Origin of the sequence: Streptomyces sp. NPDC020996 (assembly GCF_040641355.1) — a bacterium.
In the GTDB taxonomy this organism is placed as follows: Bacteria; Actinomycetota; Actinomycetes; order Streptomycetales; family Streptomycetaceae; genus Streptomyces.
In genome coordinates, this window is sequence record NZ_JBFADM010000032.1 from 8090 (window position 1) to 30353 (window position 22264).

At 70.8% G+C, this 22264-nt stretch carries 23 protein-coding genes and 2 pseudogenes; 16 read left to right on the forward strand and 9 right to left on the reverse strand.

What is annotated here, in order from left to right; translation table 11 throughout:
• Window positions 1-324: 324 nt before the first annotated feature.
• On the reverse strand, window positions 325-1227 hold the full coding sequence (locus AB0G63_RS21680; RefSeq protein ID WP_360752595.1) for a hypothetical protein: 903 nt from the start codon (window positions 1225-1227) through the stop codon (window positions 325-327).
• 159 nt (window positions 1228-1386) lie between these two features.
• Here AB0G63_RS21680 and AB0G63_RS21685 point away from each other — a divergent pair, with 159 nt between their 5' ends.
• The gene (locus AB0G63_RS21685) at window positions 1387-2469 is read left to right on the forward strand and encodes a DUF4097 family beta strand repeat-containing protein (RefSeq protein ID WP_360752597.1); all 1083 of its coding nucleotides are present in this window, start codon (window positions 1387-1389) and stop codon (window positions 2467-2469) included.
• A 1-nt stretch (window position 2470) separates the two neighbouring features.
• On the forward strand, window positions 2471-3538 hold the full coding sequence (locus AB0G63_RS21690; RefSeq protein ID WP_360752600.1) for a helix-turn-helix transcriptional regulator: 1068 nt from the start codon (window positions 2471-2473) through the stop codon (window positions 3536-3538).
• Between the two features lie 129 nt (window positions 3539-3667).
• Here AB0G63_RS21690 and AB0G63_RS21695 read toward each other — a convergent pair whose 3' ends face one another.
• Both AB0G63_RS21695 and AB0G63_RS21700 read right to left on the reverse strand, forming a co-directional pair.
• Window positions 3668-4633 carry a zinc-binding dehydrogenase gene (locus tag AB0G63_RS21695; protein WP_360752603.1) on the reverse strand — a complete coding sequence of 322 codons (966 nt, stop codon included), beginning with the start codon at window positions 4631-4633 and terminating at the stop codon, window positions 3668-3670.
• Between the two features lie 210 nt (window positions 4634-4843).
• Window positions 4844-6067, reverse strand: a complete 1224-nt coding sequence (locus AB0G63_RS21700) for an NADP-dependent malic enzyme (protein WP_360752605.1) — start codon at window positions 6065-6067, stop codon at window positions 4844-4846.
• A 573-nt stretch (window positions 6068-6640) separates the two neighbouring features.
• On the opposite strand from AB0G63_RS21700, the gene AB0G63_RS21705 reads away from it, so the two are divergent.
• From AB0G63_RS21705 to AB0G63_RS21715, 3 genes are read left to right on the forward strand one after another with little or no spacing between them, the layout of a single operon-like run.
• On the forward strand, window positions 6641-7600 hold the full coding sequence (locus AB0G63_RS21705) for an ABC transporter substrate-binding protein (RefSeq protein ID WP_360752608.1): 960 nt from the start codon (window positions 6641-6643) through the stop codon (window positions 7598-7600).
• A gap of 33 nt (window positions 7601-7633) precedes the next feature.
• Window positions 7634-8572, forward strand: coding sequence for an amino acid ABC transporter permease (locus AB0G63_RS21710; protein WP_360752611.1), 939 nt, complete (start codon window positions 7634-7636; stop codon window positions 8570-8572).
• Window positions 8569-9375 carry an amino acid ABC transporter ATP-binding protein gene (locus tag AB0G63_RS21715; protein ID WP_360752613.1) on the forward strand — a complete coding sequence of 269 codons (807 nt, stop codon included), beginning with the start codon at window positions 8569-8571 and terminating at the stop codon, window positions 9373-9375. The genes AB0G63_RS21710 and AB0G63_RS21715 overlap by 4 nt, the downstream gene beginning before the upstream one ends.
• A gap of 85 nt (window positions 9376-9460) precedes the next feature.
• On the opposite strand, the gene AB0G63_RS21720 is transcribed toward AB0G63_RS21715, so the two are convergent.
• Window positions 9461-10219, reverse strand: coding sequence for a class I SAM-dependent methyltransferase (locus AB0G63_RS21720; RefSeq protein ID WP_360752616.1), 759 nt, complete (start codon window positions 10217-10219; stop codon window positions 9461-9463).
• A 99-nt stretch (window positions 10220-10318) separates the two neighbouring features.
• Here AB0G63_RS21720 and AB0G63_RS21725 point away from each other — a divergent pair, with 99 nt between their 5' ends.
• Window positions 10319-10948 carry a CGNR zinc finger domain-containing protein gene (locus tag AB0G63_RS21725; protein ID WP_360752619.1) on the forward strand — a complete coding sequence of 210 codons (630 nt, stop codon included), beginning with the start codon at window positions 10319-10321 and terminating at the stop codon, window positions 10946-10948.
• On the opposite strand, the gene sodX is transcribed toward AB0G63_RS21725, so the two are convergent.
• Window positions 10852-11286: a nickel-type superoxide dismutase maturation protease gene (gene sodX / locus AB0G63_RS21730; RefSeq protein ID WP_360752762.1), complete on the reverse strand. Its 435-nt coding sequence runs from the start codon at window positions 11284-11286 to the stop codon at window positions 10852-10854. The genes AB0G63_RS21725 and sodX overlap by 97 nt on opposite strands.
• Before the next feature lie 144 nt (window positions 11287-11430).
• On the opposite strand from sodX, the gene sodN reads away from it, so the two are divergent.
• From sodN to AB0G63_RS21750, 4 genes and pseudogenes are all read left to right on the forward strand, one after another.
• Window positions 11431-11826 (forward strand): superoxide dismutase, Ni, encoded by a 396-nt coding sequence (gene sodN, locus AB0G63_RS21735; protein WP_004983535.1) that lies wholly within the window; start codon window positions 11431-11433, stop codon window positions 11824-11826.
• Window positions 11827-12008: 182 nt separating this feature from the next.
• Window positions 12009-12386: a hypothetical protein gene (locus AB0G63_RS21740; RefSeq protein ID WP_360752622.1), complete on the forward strand. Its 378-nt coding sequence runs from the start codon at window positions 12009-12011 to the stop codon at window positions 12384-12386.
• Window positions 12387-12498: 112 nt separating this feature from the next.
• Window positions 12499-12885, forward strand: a pseudogene (locus AB0G63_RS21745) (helix-turn-helix transcriptional regulator); the annotation flags it as partial.
• 34 nt (window positions 12886-12919) lie between these two features.
• A pseudogene (locus AB0G63_RS21750) lies at window positions 12920-13060 on the forward strand (VOC family protein); the annotation flags it as partial.
• A gap of 93 nt (window positions 13061-13153) precedes the next feature.
• Here AB0G63_RS21750 and AB0G63_RS21755 read toward each other — a convergent pair.
• Together AB0G63_RS21755 and AB0G63_RS21760 are read right to left on the reverse strand one after the other, a co-directional pair.
• Window positions 13154-13354: a hypothetical protein gene (locus tag AB0G63_RS21755; protein ID WP_360752625.1), complete on the reverse strand. Its 201-nt coding sequence runs from the start codon at window positions 13352-13354 to the stop codon at window positions 13154-13156.
• A gap of 46 nt (window positions 13355-13400) precedes the next feature.
• The gene (locus AB0G63_RS21760; RefSeq protein WP_360752628.1) at window positions 13401-14807 is read right to left on the reverse strand and encodes a family 2B encapsulin nanocompartment shell protein; all 1407 of its coding nucleotides are present in this window, start codon (window positions 14805-14807) and stop codon (window positions 13401-13403) included.
• 298 nt (window positions 14808-15105) lie between these two features.
• Here AB0G63_RS21760 and AB0G63_RS21765 point away from each other — a divergent pair, with 298 nt between their 5' ends.
• Both AB0G63_RS21765 and AB0G63_RS21770 read left to right on the forward strand, forming a co-directional pair.
• A complete protein-coding gene (locus AB0G63_RS21765) occupies window positions 15106-15696 on the forward strand; it encodes an N-acetylmuramoyl-L-alanine amidase (protein WP_360752630.1) in 591 nt (196 codons plus the stop codon).
• A gap of 22 nt (window positions 15697-15718) precedes the next feature.
• Window positions 15719-16612 carry a pyridoxal-phosphate dependent enzyme gene (locus AB0G63_RS21770; protein ID WP_360752633.1) on the forward strand — a complete coding sequence of 298 codons (894 nt, stop codon included), beginning with the start codon at window positions 15719-15721 and terminating at the stop codon, window positions 16610-16612.
• 77 nt (window positions 16613-16689) lie between these two features.
• On the opposite strand, the gene AB0G63_RS21775 is transcribed toward AB0G63_RS21770, so the two are convergent.
• On the reverse strand, window positions 16690-18285 hold the full coding sequence (locus AB0G63_RS21775; RefSeq protein WP_360752636.1) for a Na+/H+ antiporter: 1596 nt from the start codon (window positions 18283-18285) through the stop codon (window positions 16690-16692).
• Window positions 18286-18348: 63 nt separating this feature from the next.
• Here AB0G63_RS21775 and AB0G63_RS21780 point away from each other — a divergent pair, with 63 nt between their 5' ends.
• The 3 genes from AB0G63_RS21780 (at window position 18349) to AB0G63_RS21790 (ending at window position 20417) form a co-directional block, all read left to right on the forward strand.
• A complete protein-coding gene (locus AB0G63_RS21780; protein WP_360752638.1) occupies window positions 18349-18609 on the forward strand; it encodes a UBP-type zinc finger domain-containing protein in 261 nt (86 codons plus the stop codon).
• A 258-nt stretch (window positions 18610-18867) separates the two neighbouring features.
• Window positions 18868-19281, forward strand: coding sequence for an anti-sigma regulatory factor (locus AB0G63_RS21785; RefSeq protein ID WP_161069408.1), 414 nt, complete (start codon window positions 18868-18870; stop codon window positions 19279-19281).
• Window positions 19282-19298: 17 nt separating this feature from the next.
• Entirely contained in the window at window positions 19299-20417 is a 1119-nt protein-coding gene (locus AB0G63_RS21790) for an RNA polymerase sigma factor SigF (protein ID WP_360752641.1), read from the forward strand.
• A 3-nt stretch (window positions 20418-20420) separates the two neighbouring features.
• Here the strand turns inward: AB0G63_RS21790 and AB0G63_RS21795 are convergent, their stop codons facing one another.
• Window positions 20421-20870, reverse strand: coding sequence for a hypothetical protein (locus AB0G63_RS21795; RefSeq protein ID WP_360752643.1), 450 nt, complete (start codon window positions 20868-20870; stop codon window positions 20421-20423).
• 115 nt (window positions 20871-20985) lie between these two features.
• Between AB0G63_RS21795 and AB0G63_RS21800 the strand changes: the two genes are divergently transcribed.
• Window positions 20986-21954 (forward strand): diacylglycerol kinase family protein, encoded by a 969-nt coding sequence (locus AB0G63_RS21800; protein ID WP_360752646.1) that lies wholly within the window; start codon window positions 20986-20988, stop codon window positions 21952-21954.
• Window positions 21955-22264 lie beyond the last annotated feature (310 nt).

Below are 22264 nucleotides of genomic sequence, written 5' to 3' on the forward strand. Positions count from 1 at the left end.
CGGACCGTGCTCAGGACCGGGCTCCGGACCGGATTCAGAGCCGGATTCAGAGCCGAGCTCCGGGTCGGACCTCGGACCGTACTCCCCGCCGGGCTCCAGGACAGGCTCCCAGCCGGACTCCGGCCCAGGTCCCGGGCGGGTCGGACCTCGGACCGTGCTCAGGACCGGGCTCCGGACCGGATTCAGAGCCGGATTCAGAGCCGAGCTCCGGGTCGGACCTCGGACCGTACTCCCCGCCGGGCTCCGGGCCAGGTTCGGGGGCGGGTTCCTGGGCGCCTGTGAGGCCGGCGCGCTTCGTCGTGCCGTGCGGTTCCGTGCGCGGGTTCAGTCCAACGGGCGCATTGGGGCGTAGGCCAGCCCCAGCGCGCCGTGCGCCAGCAGCAACGCCCCCGCCGCCAGCCAGCCGCCGCTGCGGCGGTACGCGCCCCAGGCCGTGAGCGGCAGTCCGGCAGCGAGCTGGGCCAGGGCCAGCGTCTGTCCCTTCGAGGTGCCCGCCCAGGGCAGCCAGGCGTTCCGGGGGCCGGGGCCGGTCCCGGCGGCGCCGGATGCCGGACGGGCCGTCTCCGGCCGGACCTCCCCTTCGAGCGACCGGTCCGCCCCTGTGAACCGGCCGGCGGCCGGGGCGATCTGACCGGTGACCTGGCCGGTGACCGGGCGGGCGTCCGGCAGGACGCGGGCCGCCTCGCGGAGGCGGTCGGCGGGTTCGCCCGGGTCGAGGCCCGGCGGCAGGGCGACGCCGGCGCGCGTGAGGACCGTCAGCAGGCCGCGCAGGCGGGCGCGGGCGTCGGCCCAGCGGTCGGACGCGGTGAGGCGGTCGAGCAACGGCAGGTCCGGGCCGAGGCCGAGACGCGCGGCGAAGGTACGCATCGCCTCGTCCTGGCCGGCGGGGGTGCCGTCGGCGAGCCAGACGTAGCCGACCGGGCGGCGGAAGCCGGAGACCAGGGTGTAGCCGGCACGGTCGGCGTCCCACCACAGCGCGAGGACCGGCCAGGGAGCGCCGACGGCCAGGGCGGTGGCCCAGCCGGTCAGGACGTCGTCGACCGTCTCCGCGTCCCCGGCCCACGGCCCGCCCCCGGGGACGAGGACGCTCCAGCCGTCACCGGCCCGGGCCAGCGTCATGGTCTCGCCCAGCAGGAGGGCGGTGCGGGCGACGGAGTCGGCGTCGGCCCGGCAGAGCAGGAGGGCGCCGGGAGCGCGGCCGGTGCGTGAGGTTTCCGTCGTCGCCATGGTCACACGCTAGGGCGATTTGCCCCGTTCGGTCACTTCGAGGGCGTGGACACGGGTATCGACGTCCCCGGATCGGGTGTCTTGACTTTCCCGCACCGCGATATATCGTGAAACGAGAGAAGACGCGATATGGCGTGTTCACGGCGGGAGGTCTGCACCATGTCCGAGTGGTCCGTCCGAGAGCCCGGGAAGCTCACGTTCGACGAGCCCCCGCGGGAGCTCCACGTGCGCATCGTCAACGGCACGGTGAACGTGGTGGGCACGGACGAGGACTCCGCCCGCCTGGAGGTCTCCGAGCTGGAGGGGCCCGAACTGCTCGTCACCCTGGAGGGCGGCGCGCTCACCGTGGCGTACGAGGATCTGCCCTGGAAGGGCTTCCTGAAGTGGCTCGACCGCAAGGGGTGGCGGCGCAGTGCCGTGGTCTCCCTCGCCGTGCCGGCCCGGACCCGTGTCGAGGTCGGGGTCGTCGGCGCCACGGCGGTCGTCTCCGGGCTCGACGAGCGTGTCGAGGTGAAGGGCGTCAACGGGGACACCACCCTCGTGGGACTCACCGGACCGGTACGCGCGGACACCGTCGCGGGGAACGTGGATGCGCAGGCGCTCAGCGGCGACCTCCGCTTCAACTCGGTCTCCGGCGACCTCACCGTCGTCGAGGCGGGCTCCTCCGTCCGGGCGGACTCGGTGAGCGGCTCGATGATCGTCGACCTCGATGCGACGGGTCGGCCGACCGACGTCACCCTGACGAGCGTCTCGGGCGAGATAGCCATCCGGCTGCCCCACCCGGCGGACGCGGAGGTCGAGGCGAACACCGCCGGCGGCACGGTCTCCAACGCCTTCGAGGATCTGCGGGTCGGCGGCCAGTGGGGCGCCAAGCGGATCACCGGCCGGCTCGGCGCGGGCAACGGCAGGCTGAAGGCGACCACGGTCTCGGGCTCGATCGCCCTGCTGCGCCGGCCCCCGGCCGAGGACGAACCGTGGGACGCGGTGCCACGGGACAACGGTCCGAAGGACGACGGCCCGAAGGACAACGGCCCGAAGGACGACGGCCCGAAGGACAGTGCCCCGTGGTACAGGAGCCCGAAGGACGGCGGCCCGAAAGACAACGGTCCGGAAGACAGCGGCCCGGCGGACAACCCGGCGGGCACAGCGGGCACGGACTCGGGGGAGAATTCCGTTTCCGGCCGGGACGGCGGCGCGACCGGCGCCCCGGCCGACGGCACGACCGACAAGAAGGTGCTCTGACATGCCTCCCGTCTTCGCCCATGGCCGCCTCCGCCTGTACCTGCTGAAGCTGCTGGACGAGGCCCCGCGCCACGGTTACGAGGTGATCCGTCTCCTCGAGGAGCGGTTCCAGGGGCTGTACGCGCCCTCGGCCGGCACCGTCTACCCCCGGCTCGCCAAGCTGGAGGCCGAAGGCCTGGTCACGCACACCACCGAGGGCGGCCGCAAGGTGTACGCGATCACCGACGCGGGCCGCGCCGAGCTGGCCGACCGCAGCGGGGAACTGGCCGACCTGGAGCTGGAGATCCGCGAGTCGGTGGCGGAGCTCGCCGCCGAGATCCGGGCCGATGTCCGGGGCGCGGCCGGCGACCTGCGGCGCGAGATGCGCGCGGCGGCTTCCGAGGCCCGCCGCGGCAGCACGGCGCAGGGCCGGCCGGCGGGCCCCTTCGGCGAGTACGGGGAGTACGGGGACCTCGGCGACAAGGAGGCATGGCGCGCCGCGAAGGAGGAGATGCGACGCGTCAAGCAGGAGTGGAAGGAACAGGCCCGCCGCGCCAAGGACGAGAGCCGCCGGGCCCGCGAGGAGGCCCAGCGGGCGCGGCGCCAGGCCAAGGAGGCGCAGGAGCGGGCGCGGGCCCAGGCCCAGGAGGAGGTGCAGCGCATCGCCCGGCGCGTGCAGGAGCAGGTGCAGGACCACTTCGCGCGGGGCGACTGGCCGACAGGGGTCCGGGAGGGCCTGACCGAGCTGGCCAAGGAGTTCGGCGACTTCGGCAAGACCTTCGGGACGGGGCTGGGCAAGGACTTCGGCTTCGGGCGCGGCGGCACGGGCACCGGTACGCCGGCGTCCGGACCGGAGTACTCGCAGACACCGGAGGATTTCCCGGCCGGGTACGAGCCGGCCTGGGCCCACGAGGAGACGACCGGCGACCCGGCCCGCGACCTGGACCGGCTGCTCGACCGCTTCCGCGACGACATCCGCGACGCCGCCCGCGACCACGGCGTCACGGCCGACCAGCTCCGTGACGCCCGCCGCCATCTGTCGACGGCAGCGGCTCACATCGGGGCGATACTGCGTACGCCGAAGGCCTGAGCGGCGGCGAGCGGATCAGGAAGGAAGACCTCACCGAGGCCGGACACACGCCGACGGCCGCCCCGGAAGAACGGGACGGCCGTCGGCACGGAAGCGGCTGTGGCTCTGGCTTGGCTATGGCTGCGGCTCTCAGCCGTTGGTGAGCACGATCTTTCCGAACTGGTCGCCCGACTCCAGTCGTTCGAAGCCCTCGCGAGCCCGCTCCATCGGCAGCACCTCGTCGATGACGGGACGTACGCCCGTGGCGGCGCAGAAGGAGAGCAGGTCCTCGAGTTCGTCCTTGGTGCCCATCGTGGAGCCGACGACCTTGAGTTCCAGGAAGAAGATGCGGGTCAGCTCGGCGTGCGAGGGGCGGTCGCCGCTGGTGGCGCCGGAGATGACGAGCGTGCCGCCGGGCCTCAGCGACTTCACCGAGTGCGACCAGGTGGCCGCGCCCACGGTCTCGATGACGGCGTCCACCCGCTGCGGCAGCCGCGCCCCCGACTCCAGCGCCTCGACGGCGCCCAGTTCCACCGCCCGCTTGCGCTTGGCCTCGTCGCGGCTGGTCGCGAAGACCCGCAGGCCGGCAGCCTTGCCGAGCACGATCGCGGCCGTGGCGACGCCGCCGCCCGCGCCCTGGACGAGGACCGAGTCGCCGGGCCGCACCCCGGCGTTGGTGAAGAGCATGCGGTAGGCCGTCAGCCAGGCGGTCGGCAGGCAGGCGGCCTCCTCGAAGGAGAGTTCCCTGGGCTTGGGCAGGACGTTCCAGGTCGGCACGGCGACCTGCTCGGCGAAGGTCCCCTGGTAGCGCTCGGTCAGGATGGAGCGGGGCTCCCGGGGGCCGACGCCGTGACCGCTCTGTCCGATCACGGAGTGCAGGACGACCTCGTTGCCGTCCTCGTCGACGCCGGCGGCGTCGCAGCCGAGGATCATCGGCAGTCTGTCCTCGGGCAGGCCCACGCCTCGCAGCGACCACAGATCGTGGTGGTTGAGGGAGGCGGCCTTGACGTTGACGGTGCTCCAGCCGGGACGGGCCTCGGGAGCCGGACGCTCCCCCAGTTCCAGGCCGTTCAGCGGCTGGTCGCGGTCGATTCGGGCGGCGTAGACGGCGAACATGGCCTTGACGATAGGCGGCCCCGGCGGCGCGGGGAACCAGGCCGCGCTGTGACACACACCCTCTTGCCACGGCAGGAGTCAGCGGGAGTCAGCGGGAACCCGGGGGGATCAGGTGGAATCAGCGGGCACCGGGAGAATCAGCGGGAAAAAGAACAGCCCCGCCCGGAAGGGCGGGGCCGTTCAGCCGGCACTAGGCACTCGGCACTCGCGTCAGCGACGTGCGACGCCCTCGGCCCGCGCCGCGGCCGCGACCGCCGCGGTGACCGCCGGAGCGACCCGCTCGTCGAACGGCGACGGGATGACGTAGTCGGCGGCGAGGTCGTCGCCGACCACTCCGGCCAGCGCCTCGGCCGCCGCGATCTTCATCCCCTCGGTGATCCGGGACGCGCGCACCTGGAGCGCGCCCGCGAAGATGCCGGGGAACGCCAGCACGTTGTTGATCTGGTTCGGGAAGTCCGACCGGCCGGTGGCCACGACCGCCGCGTACTTGTGCGCGACGTCGGGGTGCACCTCGGGGTTCGGGTTGGCCATGGCGAACACGAACGCGTCCTTGGCCATGGAGGCGACCGCCTCCTCCGCGACCGTACCGCCGGAGACGCCGATGAAGACGTCGGCGCCCTCCAGCGCCGCCTCCAGCGACCCGGTCAGGCCCGCCTTGTTGGTGAAACCGGCGACTTCCCGCTTGACCGGCGTCAGGTCGTCCCGGTCGGCCGAGACCACGCCCTTGCGGTCCGCGACGGCGACATCGCCGATACCGGCCTCGATCAGGAACTTCGCGATGGCGATACCGGCCGCGCCCGAGCCCGAGATGACCGCCCGCAGGTCGCCGAGCCCACGGCCGGTGAGCCGCGCGGCGTTGCGCAGGGCCGCCAGGGTCACGACCGCCGTGCCGTGCTGGTCGTCGTGGAAGACCGGGATGTCGAGCCGTTCCTGCAGCTTCCGCTCGATCTCGAAGCACCGCGGCGCCGAGATGTCCTCCAGGTTGACGCCGCCGAAGGACGGCGCGAGGCGCACCACGGTCTCGACGATCTCGTCGACGCCGGTGCAGTCCAGCGCGAGCGGCACCGCGTCCACGCCGCCGAACTGCTTGAACAGGATCGCCTTGCCCTCCATCACCGGGAGGGAGGCCTCGGGCCCGATGTCGCCGAGTCCGAGCACGGCCGTGCCGTCGGTCACCACGGCGACCACGGACGACTTCCACGTGTAGTCGTTGACCAGGTCCGGCTGCTCCGCGATCGCGGTGCACACGCGCGCGACGCCGGGTGTGTACGCGAGGGACAGGTCGTCCTTGTTGCGGACCGGCACGGTGGCCTGCACGGCCATCTTGCCGCCGCGGTGCAGCGCGAACGCCGGGTCGAAGGAATCGAGGGGCTCGGCCCCGCCGTCCTGATCCGTACTGCTGTCGCTGCGAGGATTGACGATCTCCGCTGCCACTTTGTCTTACCCCTTAAGTCTTCATCGGTTGAGGGTGGGCCACTCCTGGTGAGGGGTGGGCGGGACCGCGTATGGCCCGATATCTGTTGATGCGTACGGGTCATACGCGACAGGCGCGCCGCACACGCGCCCGGAGCCCCGGATGAGGGGTGTAAAGAACCTTCTTACCCGACGGACCGTGTCGACGACGAGTCCATTAAGCGCAAGGTCACATCCCGAAACCCGTAGGTCACACACTGGTGACGAGGATTCTCCCGAAATGGGTGGACACGTCCTTGACAAGCTCTTGACCAGCGGCCGAACAGTGACCAACGCCTCGGAGCACAGGTCCGCGTCCCGGGACGCACCGGAGATCTTCCGGCCGGAGGGGAGGATTCCCGCAGATGGTCCGGTCATGATGTCCGTCCTGATGCGGTTCGGGGGTCACCCGTTATCCGATTTTGACATAGCTGGCCCCCTGAACGGCTGAGTCCGAATGGCAAGATGCCGTAATCACACGAGGTCGCGACACCCAAAGGTGTGTGTTCTCGTCGACCCATCGGCATCTCCACCCTTCCGCCGGAGGAACCCACCATGACCGCAAGCTCCACCCGTCGTACCACCGCCGCGCCCAACCGTCTGGCAGCGGTAGGTGCGATCGCGGTCGCAGGCGCGCTGCTTCTCACCGGCTGCGGTGACCAGACCAAGGACAAGGACAAGGGCGGCAGCAGCGCGTCGACGAGCACCGCGCCGCTGGCCGACAAGCTTCCCCAGGCGATCCGCGACAAGGGTGTCATCAAGGTCGGTTCGGACATCGCGTACGCGCCGGTCGAGTTCAAGGACAGCTCCGGCAACACGGTCGGCATCGACCCCGACCTCGCGGCCGCCATGGGCAAGCAGCTGGGCGTGAAGTTCGACTTCGAGAACGGCACCTTCGACACCCTGATCACCGGTCTGCGCTCCAAGCGGTACGACATCGCCATGTCGGCGATGACGGACACCAAGGACCGCCAGGAGGGCATCGACTCCGACACCGGCAAGAAGGTCGGCGAGGGCGTCGACTTCGTCGACTACTTCTCCGCCGGTGTCTCGATCTACACCAAGAAGGGTGACGACCAGGGCATCAAGACCTGGTCCGACCTGTGCGGCAAGAAGATCGCGGTGCAGCGCGGCACGGTCTCCGAGGACCTCGCCAAGTCCGAGGCGAAGAAGTGTCCGAGCGGCAAGAAGCTGGCCATAGAGTCCTTCGACAACGACCAGCAGGCCCAGACCCGTGTCCGCGCGGGCGGCGCCGACGCCGGCTCCTCCGACTTCCCCGTGACCGCGTACGCCGTGAAGACCTCCGGCGGCGGCAAGGACTTCCAGATCGTCGGCGAGCAGGTCGAGGCCGCCCCGTACGGCATCGCGGTCGCCAAGGACAACACCCAGCTGCGCGACGCCCTGAAGGCCGCCCTGGACGCCATCATCAAGAACGGCGAGTACGACAAGATCATCCAGAAGTGGGGCGTCGGTGACGGCGCCGTCAAGGCAGCCGTCATCAACGGCGGCAAGTGACCGCGGCCTGCGGCCACCGAAAGGGCATCACCCGTGACTGCTGACATCGGCAAGACGGCACGTCCGGAAGACGCTCCCGCGGCCGGGCCGGAGGCCATCAAGGCCATCCCGGTCCGGCACTACGGGCGGTACGTCTCCGCCGTCATCGCGATCGGGCTCCTCGTCGCGATCATCTACGCGTTCGGCCAGGGCAAGATCAACTGGCACGCCGTTCCGGAGTACTTCTTCGACGACCGCATCATGAAGGGCGTCGGCCAGACGATGCTCCTGACGGTGCTGTCGATGCTGATCGGCATCCTCGGCGGCATCCTGCTCGCCGTCATGCGCCTGTCGAAGAACCCGGTGACCTCGTCCATCGCCTGGTTCTACATCTGGTTCTTCCGCGGCACCCCGGTCCTGGTCCAGCTGTTCGTCTGGTTCAACCTGGGCCTGGTCTTCGAGTACATCAACCTCGGGCCGATCTACAAGAACTACTGGTCGGACTTCATGACGCCGTTCCTGACGGCGCTGCTCGGCCTGGGCCTCAACGAGGCCGCGTACATGGCGGAGATCTGCCGCGCCGGCCTGCTCTCGGTCGACGAGGGGCAGACCGAGGCGGCCCACGCCCTCGGCATGAGCCACGGCAAGACCCTGCGGCGGATCGTCATCCCGCAGGCCATGCGCGTGATCGTGCCGCCCACGGGCAACGAGGTCATCAACATGCTGAAGACCACCTCGCTGGTCTCGGCGGTGCAGTACTACGAGCTGCTGCGCTACGCCCAGGACATCGGCCAGACCTCCGGCGCCCCGGTGGAGATGCTGTTCCTGGCCGCCGCCTGGTACCTGATCCTCACCTCGGTGCTCAGCGTCGGGCAGTACTACGTCGAGCGGTACTACGCCCGCGGCTCCAGCCGGAATCTGCCGCCCACCCCGTGGCAGCGGGTCAGGCAGAACCTGGCGCCCCTGTTCAGCCGGAAGGGGGTCACGGCATGACCGACAAGCTCAGCAAGGCGGACGAGCCCGTGCGCGACTCCAGTGTCCCGATGGTCAAGGCCGAGGGTGTCCACAAGTCCTTCGGCCAGGTGGAGGTCCTCAAGGGCATCGACCTGGAGGTGCGGTCCGGCGAGGTGTTCTGCCTCATCGGCCCGTCCGGCTCCGGCAAGTCGACCTTCCTGCGGTGCATCAACCACCTGGAGAAGATCAACGCCGGGCGGCTGTACGTCGACGGGGAGCTGGTCGGCTACCGGCAGCGGGGCGACAAGCTGTACGAGCTCAAGGACAGCGAGGTCGCGCTCAAGCGCCGGGACATCGGCATGGTCTTCCAGCGCTTCAACCTCTTCCCGCACATGACCGCGCTGGAGAACGTCATCGAGGCGCCGGTGCAGGTCAAGGGGCAGAACAAGACCGAGGCCAGGGAGCGGGCCCGGCAGCTGCTGGAGCGGGTCGGCCTGGCCGACAAGGCCGGCAACTACCCCTCGCAGCTCTCCGGCGGCCAGCAGCAGCGCGTGGCGATCGCCCGGGCCCTCGCCATGGACCCGAAGCTGATGCTCTTCGACGAGCCGACCTCGGCCCTCGACCCGGAGCTGGTCGGCGACGTCCTCGACGTCATGCGCGACCTGGCCGAGTCGGGCATGACGATGGTGGTCGTCACCCACGAGATGGGCTTCGCCCGCGAGGTCGGCGACAGCCTCGTCTTCATGGACGGCGGCGTCGTGGTCGAGTCCGGCCACCCGCGCGACGTCCTGACCGACCCCCAGCACGAGCGGACGAAGTCTTTCCTGTCCAAGGTGCTGTGAGCCGTCCGGCGGCCGCAGCGGCGACGAGGGGCGGTACGGGATCTCCGTACCGCCCCTCGCGCGTGCGCTCCCGCGGCGGACGGCCCTACCTGAGCGCCAGCAGCAGCGTGTCCGACGGTGAGCACCACACCGCGCGGGCCTCCTCGAAGCCCTGCTCGCGCAGGACGCGCGCGTGCCAGGCCGCGGACGCCGTGTCGCCGTCCGCGTGGTCGCCGTAGATCTCGAAGCGGCGGGCGGTGGGGGCGGCGAGCACGGGATCCTTGGCGGCCAGGGCCCACCACTCGGCCCAGTCGAGGGCGCCGTCCTTCATGGCCAGGTCCATGCGGCGATGCCGCTGGGCGCTCTCGGCCGCGTTGATGCGGGGCGTGGTGTCGTCGGCCATGTGGTCGGCGTTCAGGAAGACGCCGCCCTGGCGGACCAGCCCGGCGATCCGGCCGTACAGGGTCCGGAGGTCCTCGGTGCGCAGCCAGTGCAGGGCGGTGGCGGTCAGGACCGCGTCGTAGGTGTCGTGCGGGAGCAGTGCGGGCCAGTCGGGGTCTTTCAGGTCCGCCTCGACGAAGGCGACGCGCTCGGCGCCGGCGAACGTGCCCCGGGCGATGGTGAGCAGGGCCGGGTCGAGGTCGACGCCGGTGCTGGTGGCCCGCGGGAAGCGGGCGAGCAGCCGGGCGGTGATGCTGCCGGTGCCGCAGGCGAGGTCCAGGACGCGCGGCTCGGGCCCGGCGAACGCCTCGACCATGTCGAGCATGACCCGGAAGCGCTCCTCGCGGTCCGGCATGTACCACTCCTGCTGCCGGTCCCAACTGCGCTGCCACTGCTGCCAGTCGGTTTCCGCGCCGGTCGTCATGGAAGCCCCCTCCTCAGCCGAGCTCGTAATACCCTGGAAGCACGATCATCTGTTACCCGACCGCATCATGACCATAGAGCGCCCCAGTAAGGACTACAAGTGGAACTGGCCTATTACTCGGATTACGCCGTACGTCTGGTCAACAGCGAGCAGCCGGCCCGGGGCAAGGACACCCTGACCTCGGTCGAGGCGGTCCGGGAGCTGTTCGGGGCGAACCAGTCGGCGGCCCGGCGCGCCACGGACGCCGACGTGACCCGGTTCCGTTCGGTGCGGGCCCGGCTGCGCTCGGTCTTCGCGGCGGCGGACCAGGGGGACGAGACGCTGGCGGTGGACCTGCTGAACTCGCTGCTGCTGGAGTTCCCGGTGAGCCCGCAGATCTCGGGCCACGACTTCCGGGACGACGACGGCCGCCCCCTGTGGCACATGCACCTGGCCGACCACCCGTCGAACGCGACCGCCGGCTACGCGGCCATAGCGGCGATGGGCCTGGCGTTCCACCTGACGGAGTACGGCGTGGACCGGCTCGGCCTGTGCCAGGCGCCGCCGTGCCGCAACGCCTACCTGGACACCTCGACCAACCGCTCCCGGCGCTACTGCTCCGACCGCTGCGCCACCCGCGCCAACGTGGCCGCCTACCGCGCCCGCAAGCGCCTGGAGGCCGACCGGTCGGACAGCACGGGCCTGGCGGACGACAAGGCCCAGCGCGCGAGCGCGAACGGCGAGCGCTGATCGGGCTTCCGCGGCCGGTACCTCAGACGCACCTTGCCCAGCACCAGGTCTTCGGGGACGGTCCCGTAGTCCGTACTGTCGCCGCCGGCGTAGGAGTTGTCACCCAGGACCCACCAGCCGCCATCCCGGCGCTCCGCCGCACGCTTGACGACGAGCAGGTCCTGCTGGAAGGGGTGGCGCAGCACGATCACGTCCCCCGGCCTGATCCGGGCGCCGTACTGCACCACCAGCCGGTCCCCGTGCCGCAGCGTGGGCACCATGGACGGCCCGGTCACCTCGGCCACCCCGAAGGGCAGCAGCGCCCTCATGCGCTCCACGTCCTGCGACGGCTCCGGCATCACCGGCACCTCCCCGGTCCGATCGTCCACAGTCTCAGTCTCACCCTGGACTTTTGTCCTAAGCCCGTGGGGGCACTCGCGAAATCACTTCTCCCAGGGAGTAATGTCGCACCTGAGAAGACGATCACGAGGAAGGATTGCTTCATGCTTTCCCGCCTGTTTGCCCCCAAGGTCAAGGTCAGCGCGCACTGCGACCTTCCCTGCGGCGTGTACGACCCGGCCCAGGCCCGCATCGAGGCGGAGTCGGTGAAGGCCGTCCAGGAGAAGATGGCCGGCAACGACGACCCGCACTTCCAGGCGCGCGCCACCGTCATCAAGGAGCAGCGCGCCGAGCTGGCGAAGCACCACGTCTCCGTGCTGTGGAGCGACTACTTCAAGCCCCCGCACTTCGAGAAGTACCCGGAGCTGCACCAGCTGGTCAACGACACCCTGAAGGCCCTGTCGGCCGCCAAGGCGTCGACCGACCCCGCGACGGGTCAGAAGGCCCTGGACTACATCGCCCAGATCGACAAGATCTTCTGGGAGACCAAGAAGGCTTGATCTTTGCCTAGGCTGTCTGACCTGCGGTTTCGCGGGTCGCATCGCCTACCTGTCCGCACCCGGTCCGCAGGCCGCCGAGCACGGCGTCCATGACGGTCCGGGTGCGGTCGTTCTTGCCGCCACCGGCAGGACCGGCGATGTCGTGCGCACCCTTCACCGAGGCTGAGAACATGAAGGAGCCCATGGCCGACATCGCGGTTGGAACGCTCGAGCGAGGCGTGCATGGTCCAGGGGGCGCGATGCCGGAACCGCGCCGGGTGCACCTCGACGAGGGCCCCGTCGCCGCCGGCGTCTGGACCGACGGCGACCTCGGGTTCGTCCTCCTTCTCCACCGCAGGGACGACGGGTTCGTCGCCAGCGAGCTGTACTACTCCCTCAACGAGAAGAGCGGGCCGGGAACGGAGTCCGAGCCGGCCGTATTCCGGAAGAACCTGACGTCCCGCGTGGCTGTCGTGGCCGTTCGGCCAGGTGAGCGCCTGCGGGTGGTCCCGGTCGAACAAGGTGGTTCGACATCGCCCGCCGCGAGTCAAGGCTTGGACCTCTTTTCTTCGATCGAGTGAACAACCCGGGGAGCGTCGTCACCAGGCTCCGCTGCCGGCCGAAAGCGAACTCGACCGGGCCGTGTGCGGGCGGCTCGGCGCGTGCCGACGCCGCTCGTGCGATCCTGACGTGATGGACCGGGAGGACCTGGTGCGGCTGCGGCGGGCACGCGACCGCATGGACCGCGAGTACGCCGAGCCGCTCGACATCCCGGCGCTGGCCCGCACCGCGCTGATGTCGCCCGGCCACTTCCAGCGCAGCTTCCGCGCCGCGTACGGCGAGACCCCGTACGGCTACCTGATGACCCGCCGCATCGAGCGCGCCAAGGCCCTGCTCCGGCGCGGCGACCTGTCCGTCACGGAGGTCTGCTTCGCGGTCGGCTGCGCCTCGCTCGGCTCCTTCGGCTCACGCTTCACCGAGCTGGTCGGCGAGACCCCGAGCGCGTACCGGGCTCGCTCGCACGAGACCGGTGCGGTGATCCCGCCGTGCGTGGCACGCACGTACACCCGCCCGACCCGTCCACGCCGGGCCCAGGTCGGGGCCATGGACGTGCACCGCCGACTGCGACGCGCTGTTCGCCCGGGTCGAGGAGTCGGGCGCCGACGTGCTGCAGGAACCGATGGACCAGCCGTACGGCGTGCGGGACTGCGCGGTCCGGGACCCGGCGGGCAATGTGCTGCGCTTCGTGCAACGCGAGGCGTGGGCGGCTTCCACCGCACAGCGAGAAGCAGCTGAGCCCTGGCCCTCCGGTCCGCCCGGATGCCCCGTACCGAGCCCGAGTGCTTCGTCAGGACTCCTTCGCGGCACCGTGCTCCTCGGGGCTCGCGTCCGGTTCGGCGCGTTCCCCGCCGTAGGCCGCGCAGTCCGGGTTCTCGCACGGGCCGGGCTTCCAGACCGGGACCCACGCGCCCAGCGTCTTGTGGCGTGCGACGACGACGATCCGCACGGGCTGTCCGCAGACGGGACAGACCGGCCTGTCTCTGTCCATGCCCTCAGGGTAGGCCGGTCGCCGACCGCCCGCGCGGGTGAGGACGTCACGTCCAGCGCCCGGTCTCGACGTTCTCCAGGACTCCGAGCGCGTCCGGCACCAGGACCGCGGCCGAGTAGTAGGCCGTCACCAGGTACTTGATGATCGCCTGTTCGTTGATGCCCATGAAGCGCACGGACAGGCTCGGCTCGATCTCGTCCGGGATCCCGGTCTGCTGCAGCCCGATGACGCCCTGCTCCGCTTCGCCCGTACGCATGGCGATGATCGACGTCGTACGGGCTTCGGTGACCGGGATCTTGTTGCAGGGGAAGATCGGCACCCCGCGCCAGGTGGGGATGCGGTTGCCCGCCATCTCGATGGTCTCCGGGACCAGCCCGCGCCTGTTCAGCTCGCGGCCGAACGCGGCGATCGCGCGCGGGTGCGCGAGGAACAGCTTGGTGCCGCGCCGCCTGCTGAGAAGTTCGTCCATGTCGTCGGGGCCGGGCACGCCGTCGTGCGGCTGGAGCCGCTGGTCGTACTCACAGTTGTGCAGCAGCCCGAACTCGCGGTTGTTGACCAGTTCGTGCTCCTGACGCTCCCTCAGCGCCTCCACGGTCAGCCGGATCTGCTGCTCCGTCTGGTTCATCGGCTGGTTGTAGAGGTCGGCCACGCGCGTGTGGATGCGCAGGACCGTCTGGGCGACGCTCAGTTCGTACTCACGGGGACTGGCCTCGTAGTCGACGAAGGTGTGCGGGATGTCCGGCTCGCCGGAGTGGCCGGCCGCGAGGTCGATCGCCTTCTCCCCGTACCTGTTGGTGCGCTGCCGGGGGATCGAGCGCCGTTGCCTGAGATGCTCGCGCAGCGACTCGGAGCGCTCGGCGACCTGCTCGAAGTCACGGCGGGGCAGGACCAGCACCGTGCAGGCGGTGTCCGCGCGGACCGTGTACTCCCACATGGCGTCCGGGTCGAGCAGGACCGCCTCACCGAAGTGGGCGCCGTCGGCGAGGACGCCCAGGACCGCGTCGTCGCCGTACGGACCGGTGCCGACCTTCTCGGCCCTGCCGTGCGCCAGGAGGTACACCTCCTCGACCGGACTGCCGAATGAGGCGATCACGTTCCCCGGCGCGATCTCGCGTTGCCGGCAGCGACGGGCCAGCTCCGTGAGCACCTCCTCGTCCTCGTACGACCGGAGCGCCGGCAGTTCCCCCAGCTCGGCGGGGATGACCTCGACCCGGTCGCCGGTCTTCACGAACGTGATGCGGCCGTCTCCGACGGCGTAGGTCAGGCGCCGGTTCACCCGGTACGTGCCGCCCTGGACGTCCACCCAGGGCAGCATGCGCAGCAGCCAGCGCGAGCTGATCTCCTGCATCTGGGGCACGGACTTGGTCGTGGTGGCCAGGTTCCGTGCGGCTGCCGTGCCGAGGCTCTGCTGCGGCCTGCCCTGCTCCGCCCGGACCTCTTCGCCTACCGACATAGAAAATCGCCCTCCCGGTCATGCCGCGGCACGGTGTGCACCGCGGCATCGATCTGCGGGATCAACTCTCCATCACCGTGCGTGCCGAATCCATTACACAAAAGAGCGGGAATGGATCACCGGTCACCGGGCAATATGGGACCCCGTCCACCGCTTCGGCGGGTGCGAGACGGCCGGATCTCGCCAGCCGCCGACATGACGATGTGTGATCGAGCTTTCACTTTCGGTACATCCCTGGCGATGAGTGGCCGCGCCCGGCGGCCCCGGCCCGGCACGGCACGGCACGAAGGAGGCGGTCATGGCCACACCCATGTCTGCGAAGGCGTTCCTGGACGGCCTCAGAGCGGAGGGCGTCACCGTCGTCGAGGTCGGCGACTGGAAGCACCACAACCGCAACCACAAGGGACCGTGGGGACCCGTCCACGGGGTGATGATCCACCACACGGTGACCAGCGGCAGCGAGCGCACCGTCGAGATCTGCCGCAAGGGCTACGCCGACCTGCCCGGCCCACTGTGCCACGGCGTGATCACCAAGGACGGCGTGGTCCACCTCGTCGGCTACGGCCGCGCCAACCACGCCGGCCTCGGCGACGACGACGTGCTGCGCGCGGTGATCGCGGAGAAGGGACTCCCGCCGGACAACGAGGCCGACACCGACGGCAACCGTCACTTCTACGGCTTCGAGTGCGAGAACCTCGGCGACGGGCAGGACCCCTGGCCCGAGGCGCAGCTCGAGGCCGTCGAGAAGGTCGCGGCGGCGATCTGCCGCCACCACGGCTGGACGCAGCGGTCGGTCATCGGGCACCTGGAGTGGCAGCCGGGGAAGGTGGATCCGCGGGGGTTCACGATGGCGTGGCTGCGCGCGCGGATCCGGGACCGGCTGAAGTGACGCCGCGGGCCACAATGGTGCCGTGACCTCCGTCGACACCCTGCGCCCCCGCCTGCCCTCCCCCTTGCAGGAAGTGTCCGACGACCGGTTCACCGCCCGCGGCCTCCGCCTCCTCCTGAAGCGCGACGACCTGATCCACCCCGAGCTGGTCGGCAACAAGTGGCGCAAGCTCGCTCCGAACCTCACGGCGGCGGGCGGGCGCACGGTCGTCACCTTCGGCGGCGCGTACTCCAACCACCTGAGGGCCACGGCCGCCGCGGGACGTCTGCTCGGCCTGCCCACCGTGGGCGTGGTCCGCGGCCAGGAACTGGCCGGCCGCCCCCTCAACCCCTCGCTGGCCCGGTGCGCGGCCGACGGCATGCGGCTGCACTTCGTCGACCGGTCGGCCTACCGCCGCAAGTCCGAACCGGACACGCTGGCGGCCGTCCTGCGCGCGGCCGGGGCCGAGGGGGCGTACGTCGTCCCGGAGGGCGGCAGCAACGCCGAGGCGGTGCGCGGCTGCCGGGCCCTGGGCGAGGAACTGCGCGGCCGCGTGGACGTCGCCGCCGTCGCCTGCGGCACCGGCGGCACGCTCGCGGGCCTCGCCGCGGGCCTCGCCCCCGGCCAGCGCGCGATCGGCATCCCGGTCCTGAGGGGCGGTTTCCTCACCGCCGAGATACGAACCCTGCAACGGCGGGCCTTCGGCGGCCCGCGCGGCAGCTGGCGCCTCGACGAACGGTTCCACTTCGGCGGCTACGCCCGCGTCACCGGCGAACTGGCCGCCTTCGCCGAGGACTTCGAGCACCGCCACGGCATACCCGTCGAACGTCTCTATGTCGCCAAACTGCTCTACGGACTTGTCGCTCTGGCGCGGGAGGGCGCGTTCCCTCGCGGCACCACGCTGGCCGCGGTCGTCACCGGACGCCCCTTCCCCTGAACCCCCGAACCCCCTGCTCCCCCGAGCCCACCCGAGCCCGCCCGAGCCGCCCGAGCCGCCCGAGCCGCCCGGCGGGTCTACGCCGTCTCGCGGTAGACCGCCGCCTCCTCCAGGTCCAGCCGCCGCAGCAGGCTCCGGAGCATCTCGTCGTCGATGTGGCGGCCGTCGCGCAGCTTCACGAACACCGCGCGCTCGGCGCCGATCATCTCCCGGGACAGCCGCCGGTAGGTGTCGTCGACGCTCTCGCCGGTGACCGGGTTGACCGAGCCGAGGCGTTCCCACACGGCGTTGCGGCGGCGTTCGAGGACCTGGCGCAGCCGGTCGGCGAGCGGCGGCGGGAGGGCGTTGCGCTCGTCGGCGAGGAGGTCGTCCAGGCGCCGTTCGGCGGCCCGGGAGGCCTGCGCCTGGGCGTTGGCCTCCGCGAGGGTCTCGGCCTGGGCGTCCCGGGCGGGGAACTTCAGCAGGCGGATCAGCGGGGCCAGGGTGAGGCCCTGCACCACCAGCGTCCCGATGACCGTCGTGAAGGTGAGGAAGAGGATGAGGTTGCGCTGCGGGAAGGGATCGCCGCCGTGCACGGTGAGCGGGATGGAGAAGGCGATGGCCAGCGAGACGACGCCGCGCATCGCGGCCCAGGACGTGACGATCGGCCCCCTCCAGGTGGGGTTCTCCTCGCGTTCCCTGATCCGCGCGGACAGCATGCGGGGCACGAACGTGCCGGGATACACCCACAGGAAGCGGGTCGCGACGACCACCAGGAAGAGGGCGCCCGCGTAGCCCGCGGCGGCGACGCCCTCGTACTCGCCCAGCCCCTTCAGGACGACGGGCAACTGCAGTCCGATGAGCGCGAACACCGCCGACTCCAGGACGAAGGCGACCATCCGCCACACCGCCTCCTCCTGCAGGCGGGTGGCGAAGTCGACCTCCCACGCGCGGTGCCCGAGGTAGAGGGCGACGACCACGACCGCGAGGACACCGGAGGCGTGCACCTGCTCGGCGACGGAGTAGGCGACGAACGGGATCAGCAGGGACATGGTGTTCTGCAGCAGCGCCTCACGCACGTGTGTGCGCAGCCAGTGGATCGGCGCCATCAGCACCAGTCCGACCACGACGCCGCCGACCGCCGCGAGCAGGAACTCGCCGATCCCGCCCGCCCAGGAGGCGCCCTCGCCGACGGCCGCCGCCAGGGCGACCCGGTAGGCGGTGATCGCGGTGGCGTCGTTCAGCAGGGACTCGCCCTGCAGGATCGTGGTGATCCGGGACGGCAGCCCCACCCGGCGGGCGACCGCCGCCGCCGCGACCGCGTCCGTCGGCGCCACCACCGCGCCCAGCACCAGCGCCGCGGGCAGCGGCAGCCCCGGCACGATGAGATAGGCGGCCCAGCCGACGACGAAGGTCGCGAACAGCACGTATCCGACCGACAGCAGGGCCACCGGCCGTATCTGCGCCCGCAGGTCGAGGTAGGAGCTCTCGACGCCCTCCTTGTGCAGCAGCGGGGGCAGCACCAGCGGCAGCACGATGTCCGGGTCGAGGGTGTAGTCCGGCACCCCGGGGAGGTACGACACCACCAGCCCGGCCGCGACGAGCAGCAGCGGCGCCGGCACCGGGGTGCGTCGCGCGGCCGCCGCGACGGCGGCGCTGCCCGCCACGAGCAGCAGCAGTGGCATCACGTCCATGTCCTCGCCCACCCTCGAGTTTTTCCGCGCGGCTGTCCGCGCGGGCGTCGTAACCTGGCAATCATGAAACAGTGCACGCACGCCGACGCGCTGCCGCACCCGGAACCCGAGCCACTGACCGAGACGTGTCCGGAGTGCCTGCGCAACGGCACCCACCCGGTCCAGCTGCGGCTGTGCCTCACCTGCGGTCACGTCGGCTGCTGCGACTCCTCGCCGGGACGGCACGCGACGGAGCACCACAAGGATTCCGGACACCCGGTCATGCGCACCTTCGAACCCGGCGAGAACTGGCGCTGGTGCTTCGTGGATCACGTACTTGTGTGACTCCGGACGACTCCGTTTCCGGACGGTTCGACGGTCTGACGTCTGGGTACGTCAACCCGGCGCGCCTTCTTCCCATTTGGAGCCGCCAGACCCCTAGACACGGAGCGTGTTCACAGCTTTACTGTGAGTAACGACAACGGGGCGGGGTCCCGGGGGACAGAAAAGTCGGGAGCGCGGTAGCGTCACCGCTGAACCACACGTCGCGTTACCCCGGGGGGCGACCCTCGGCCAATAGCTTGTACCACCATGGAGGTGAGGGTGTCCCAGATCGCAGGCGAGCCCGCGACCCAGGACTTCGTGGAAGTCCGGCTGCCGGCTGCGGGTGCCTACCTGTCGGTGCTGCGTACGGCGACTGCCGGCCTCGCCGCCCGTTTGGACTTCACCCTCGACGAGATCGAGGACCTGCGCATCGCCGTGGACGAGGCCTGCGCGATCCTGCTTCAGCAGGCCGTGTCCGGCTCGGTGCTCAGCTGTGTCTTCCGGCTCGTCGACGACTCGCTCGAGGTCACTGTCTCGGCCCCCACCACGGACGGCCACGCCCCTTCCAGGGACACCTTCGCCTGGACGGTGCTGTCCGCGCTCGCGGGCAAGGTCTCCTCGGCCGTGGACGAGGACAAGACCGTTTCGATCAGCCTCTACAAACAGCGCGGCGCCGGACCCGGGCCGGCGTGAGGACAGGGGACGGGCCGGTGCGTGACGAAGAGCGCGGCACACGGGAGCTGCCGGCCGAGGGCACAGGCGGGTCCCGGCACATGGCGGACGGTGTCGACGGCATTCCCGAGCAGGCCCGGCCGCATCCGGAGGACGATTCCCCGAGGGCCGGCCTGGGCGACGGGCAGCGGGATCGGGAAGGTGCCGCACAGAGCGCGCCTCTGGGCGGCCGGGTCGGGGTCACCCCTGCCCCTGGCGGCTCCCCCGCCCGAACCAGGCCGAAGGCGGGGGAAGCGGCCAGGGCTCGGGGAAGGGCAACGGGCGGGACGATGAGCGAGCACGAGCGAAACGCCGGGGACGACGCGCCGAGCACGCCGAGCGTGCAGGCCGCGGAGCACGACCCGCAGGACCGCAGCGGAGCGCGTGCGATGTTCGTCGAGCTGCGCTCGCTGCCGGAGGGCAGCCCGCAGTACGCGGAGCTGCGCAACCAGCTGGTCCGCATGCACCTGCCGCTCGTCGAGCACCTCGCGCGCCGCTTCCGCAACCGCGGTGAGCCGCTGGACGACCTCACCCAGGTCGCCACCATCGGTCTGATCAAGTCGGTCGACCGTTTCGACCCGGACCGCGGCGTCGAGTTCTCGACGTACGCGACCCCGACGGTCGTCGGCGAGATCAAGCGGCACTTCCGCGACAAGGGCTGGGCGGTCCGCGTCCCGCGCCGTCTGCAGGAGCTGCGGCTGGCCCTGACGACGGCCACCGCGGAGCTCTCGCAGCAGCACGGCCGCTCGCCCACGGTGCACGAGCTCGCCGAGAAGCTGGCGATCTCGGAGGAGGAGGTCCTGGAGGGCCTGGAGTCGGCCAACGCCTACTCCACGCTGTCCCTGGACGTCCCGGACACCGACGACGAGTCCCCGGCGGTCGCGGACACCCTCGGCGCGGAGGACGAGGCCCTGGAGGGCGTCGAGTACCGCGAGTCCCTCAAGCCGCTGCTGGAGGACCTGCCGCCGCGCGAGAAGCGGATCCTGCTGCTGCGCTTCTTCGGCAACATGACCCAGTCGCAGATCGCGCAGGAGGTCGGCATCTCCCAGATGCACGTCTCCCGGCTGCTGGCCCGGACGCTGGCGCAGCTGCGGGAGAAGCTGCTGGTGGAGGAGTGACCGCTACCCGCGGTCGCCCCCCGTGCCGCCGGGCCCCCGGATGCCGAGGGCCCGGGTGGTCTCGGCGTTGACCAGCAGCACCAGGGACGCGACGGCGACGACCGCCAGGGCGATCCCCGCCGGGATCGCCACGCTGTCCGCCCGCAGCAGGTTGTAGGCCACCGGCAGCGCCATGATCTGCGTGATCACGGCCGGCCCGCGGCTCCAGCCGCGCCGGGCGAGCAGTCCGCGCGCGGCCAGCAGCGGCAGCAGCGCGAGGACGACCAGCGTGATGCCGCCGGTGACGGCGGACCGCCGGTCGTCCGGGGCGCCCGTGAAGCCCTCGACGAGCATCCAGACGCCTCCGACGACGAGCGCGAGCCCTTCCAGCGCGGTGAGCGCCGCGGCGTACGTCAGACGGCGCGGGCGGGGGCCGGTGGTCTCCGGGGCTGCGGGGGTCTGCTGACTGCTCACCCCTGAAGGGTAGCCGCCGGCGGGCGGGCCTCCGTGTCGAGGTTCACGCGCTGATCCTTACCCGATCCACACCTCGGCCTGTGCCCGGTACCACCCAGTAGGTACGCTGCAACCCATGCGTGCACTCCTCGTGGTCAACCCGGCGGCAACCACCACAAGCGCACGTACGCGCGACGTTCTGATCCATGCGCTCGCGAGCGAGATGAAACTCGAGGCGGTGACCACCCAGTACCGGGGGCACGCGCGTGATCTCGCCCGGCAGGCGGCGGAGAGCGACGACATCGACCTGGTGGTGGCCCTCGGCGGCGACGGTACGGTCAACGAGGTCGTCAACGGCCTGCTGCACTCCGGCCCCGACCCCGAGCGCCTGCCCCGCCTCGCCGTGGTCCCCGGCGGCTCCACCAACGTCTTCGCCCGCGCCCTGGGCCTGCCCAACGACGCGGTGGAGGCGACCGGCGCCCTGCTGGACGCCCTGCGCGACGGCAGCGAGCGCTCGGTCGGCATGGGCATAGCGGCGGGCACGCCGGGCACCGAGGACGAGGCGGCGCCGGCCCGGTGGTTCACCTTCTGCGCCGGGCTCGGTTTCGACGCGGGCGTCGTCGGGCGGGTCGAGCAGCAGCGCGAGCGGGGAAAGAAGTCCACCCACTCCCTTTATCTGCGCCAGGTCGTCCGCCAATTCCTGCAGGAGCCGAATCGCCGTCACGGCACCATCACGCTCGAGCGGCCGGGCGACGATCCGGTGACCGATCTGGTGCTGTCCATAGTCTGTAATACGGCTCCGTGGACCTATCTGGGCAATCGTCCGGTGTACGCGTCACCTAAGGCCTCGTTCGATACCGGGCTCGACGTACTCGGTCTCAGCCGCATGTCCACCGCCGCGGTTGCCCGGTATGCGACCCAGTTGCTCACTTCGTCCCCCGAGCGCGGACCCCACGGCAAGCACGCGGTGTCCCTGCATGACCTGGACCGCTTCACCTTGCATTCGAAGGTGCCCCTGCCGCTTCAGATGGACGGCGACCACCTCGGACTGCGTACGAGCGTGACGTTCACAGGCGTACGCCGTGCACTGCGTGTGATTGTGTGAGCGGAAGGGCCCAAAGTCCTTTCACTCGAACGTTTAGGCCAGGATCCACCCCATGGAAGTACGGCTGTGACCTAGTCGACACCGAGGAATCAAAAAAAACTTTCCGGAAGGGGTTGTATCCGCCGCTGAGGTTTGCGAGTCTCTACGTGGCGATCGGGACGGCCCGCAACACCGGCCTCGACAGATCACCGGAACCCCTCTCCAAAACACAGGACCACACCGGGGAAGACTCGGCGGTAGGCCCTTCACTTGTTGAGGGATTCGTGAAAGCGTTCACATTCACAAGCAACTTGCACGTAATACCAAGGAG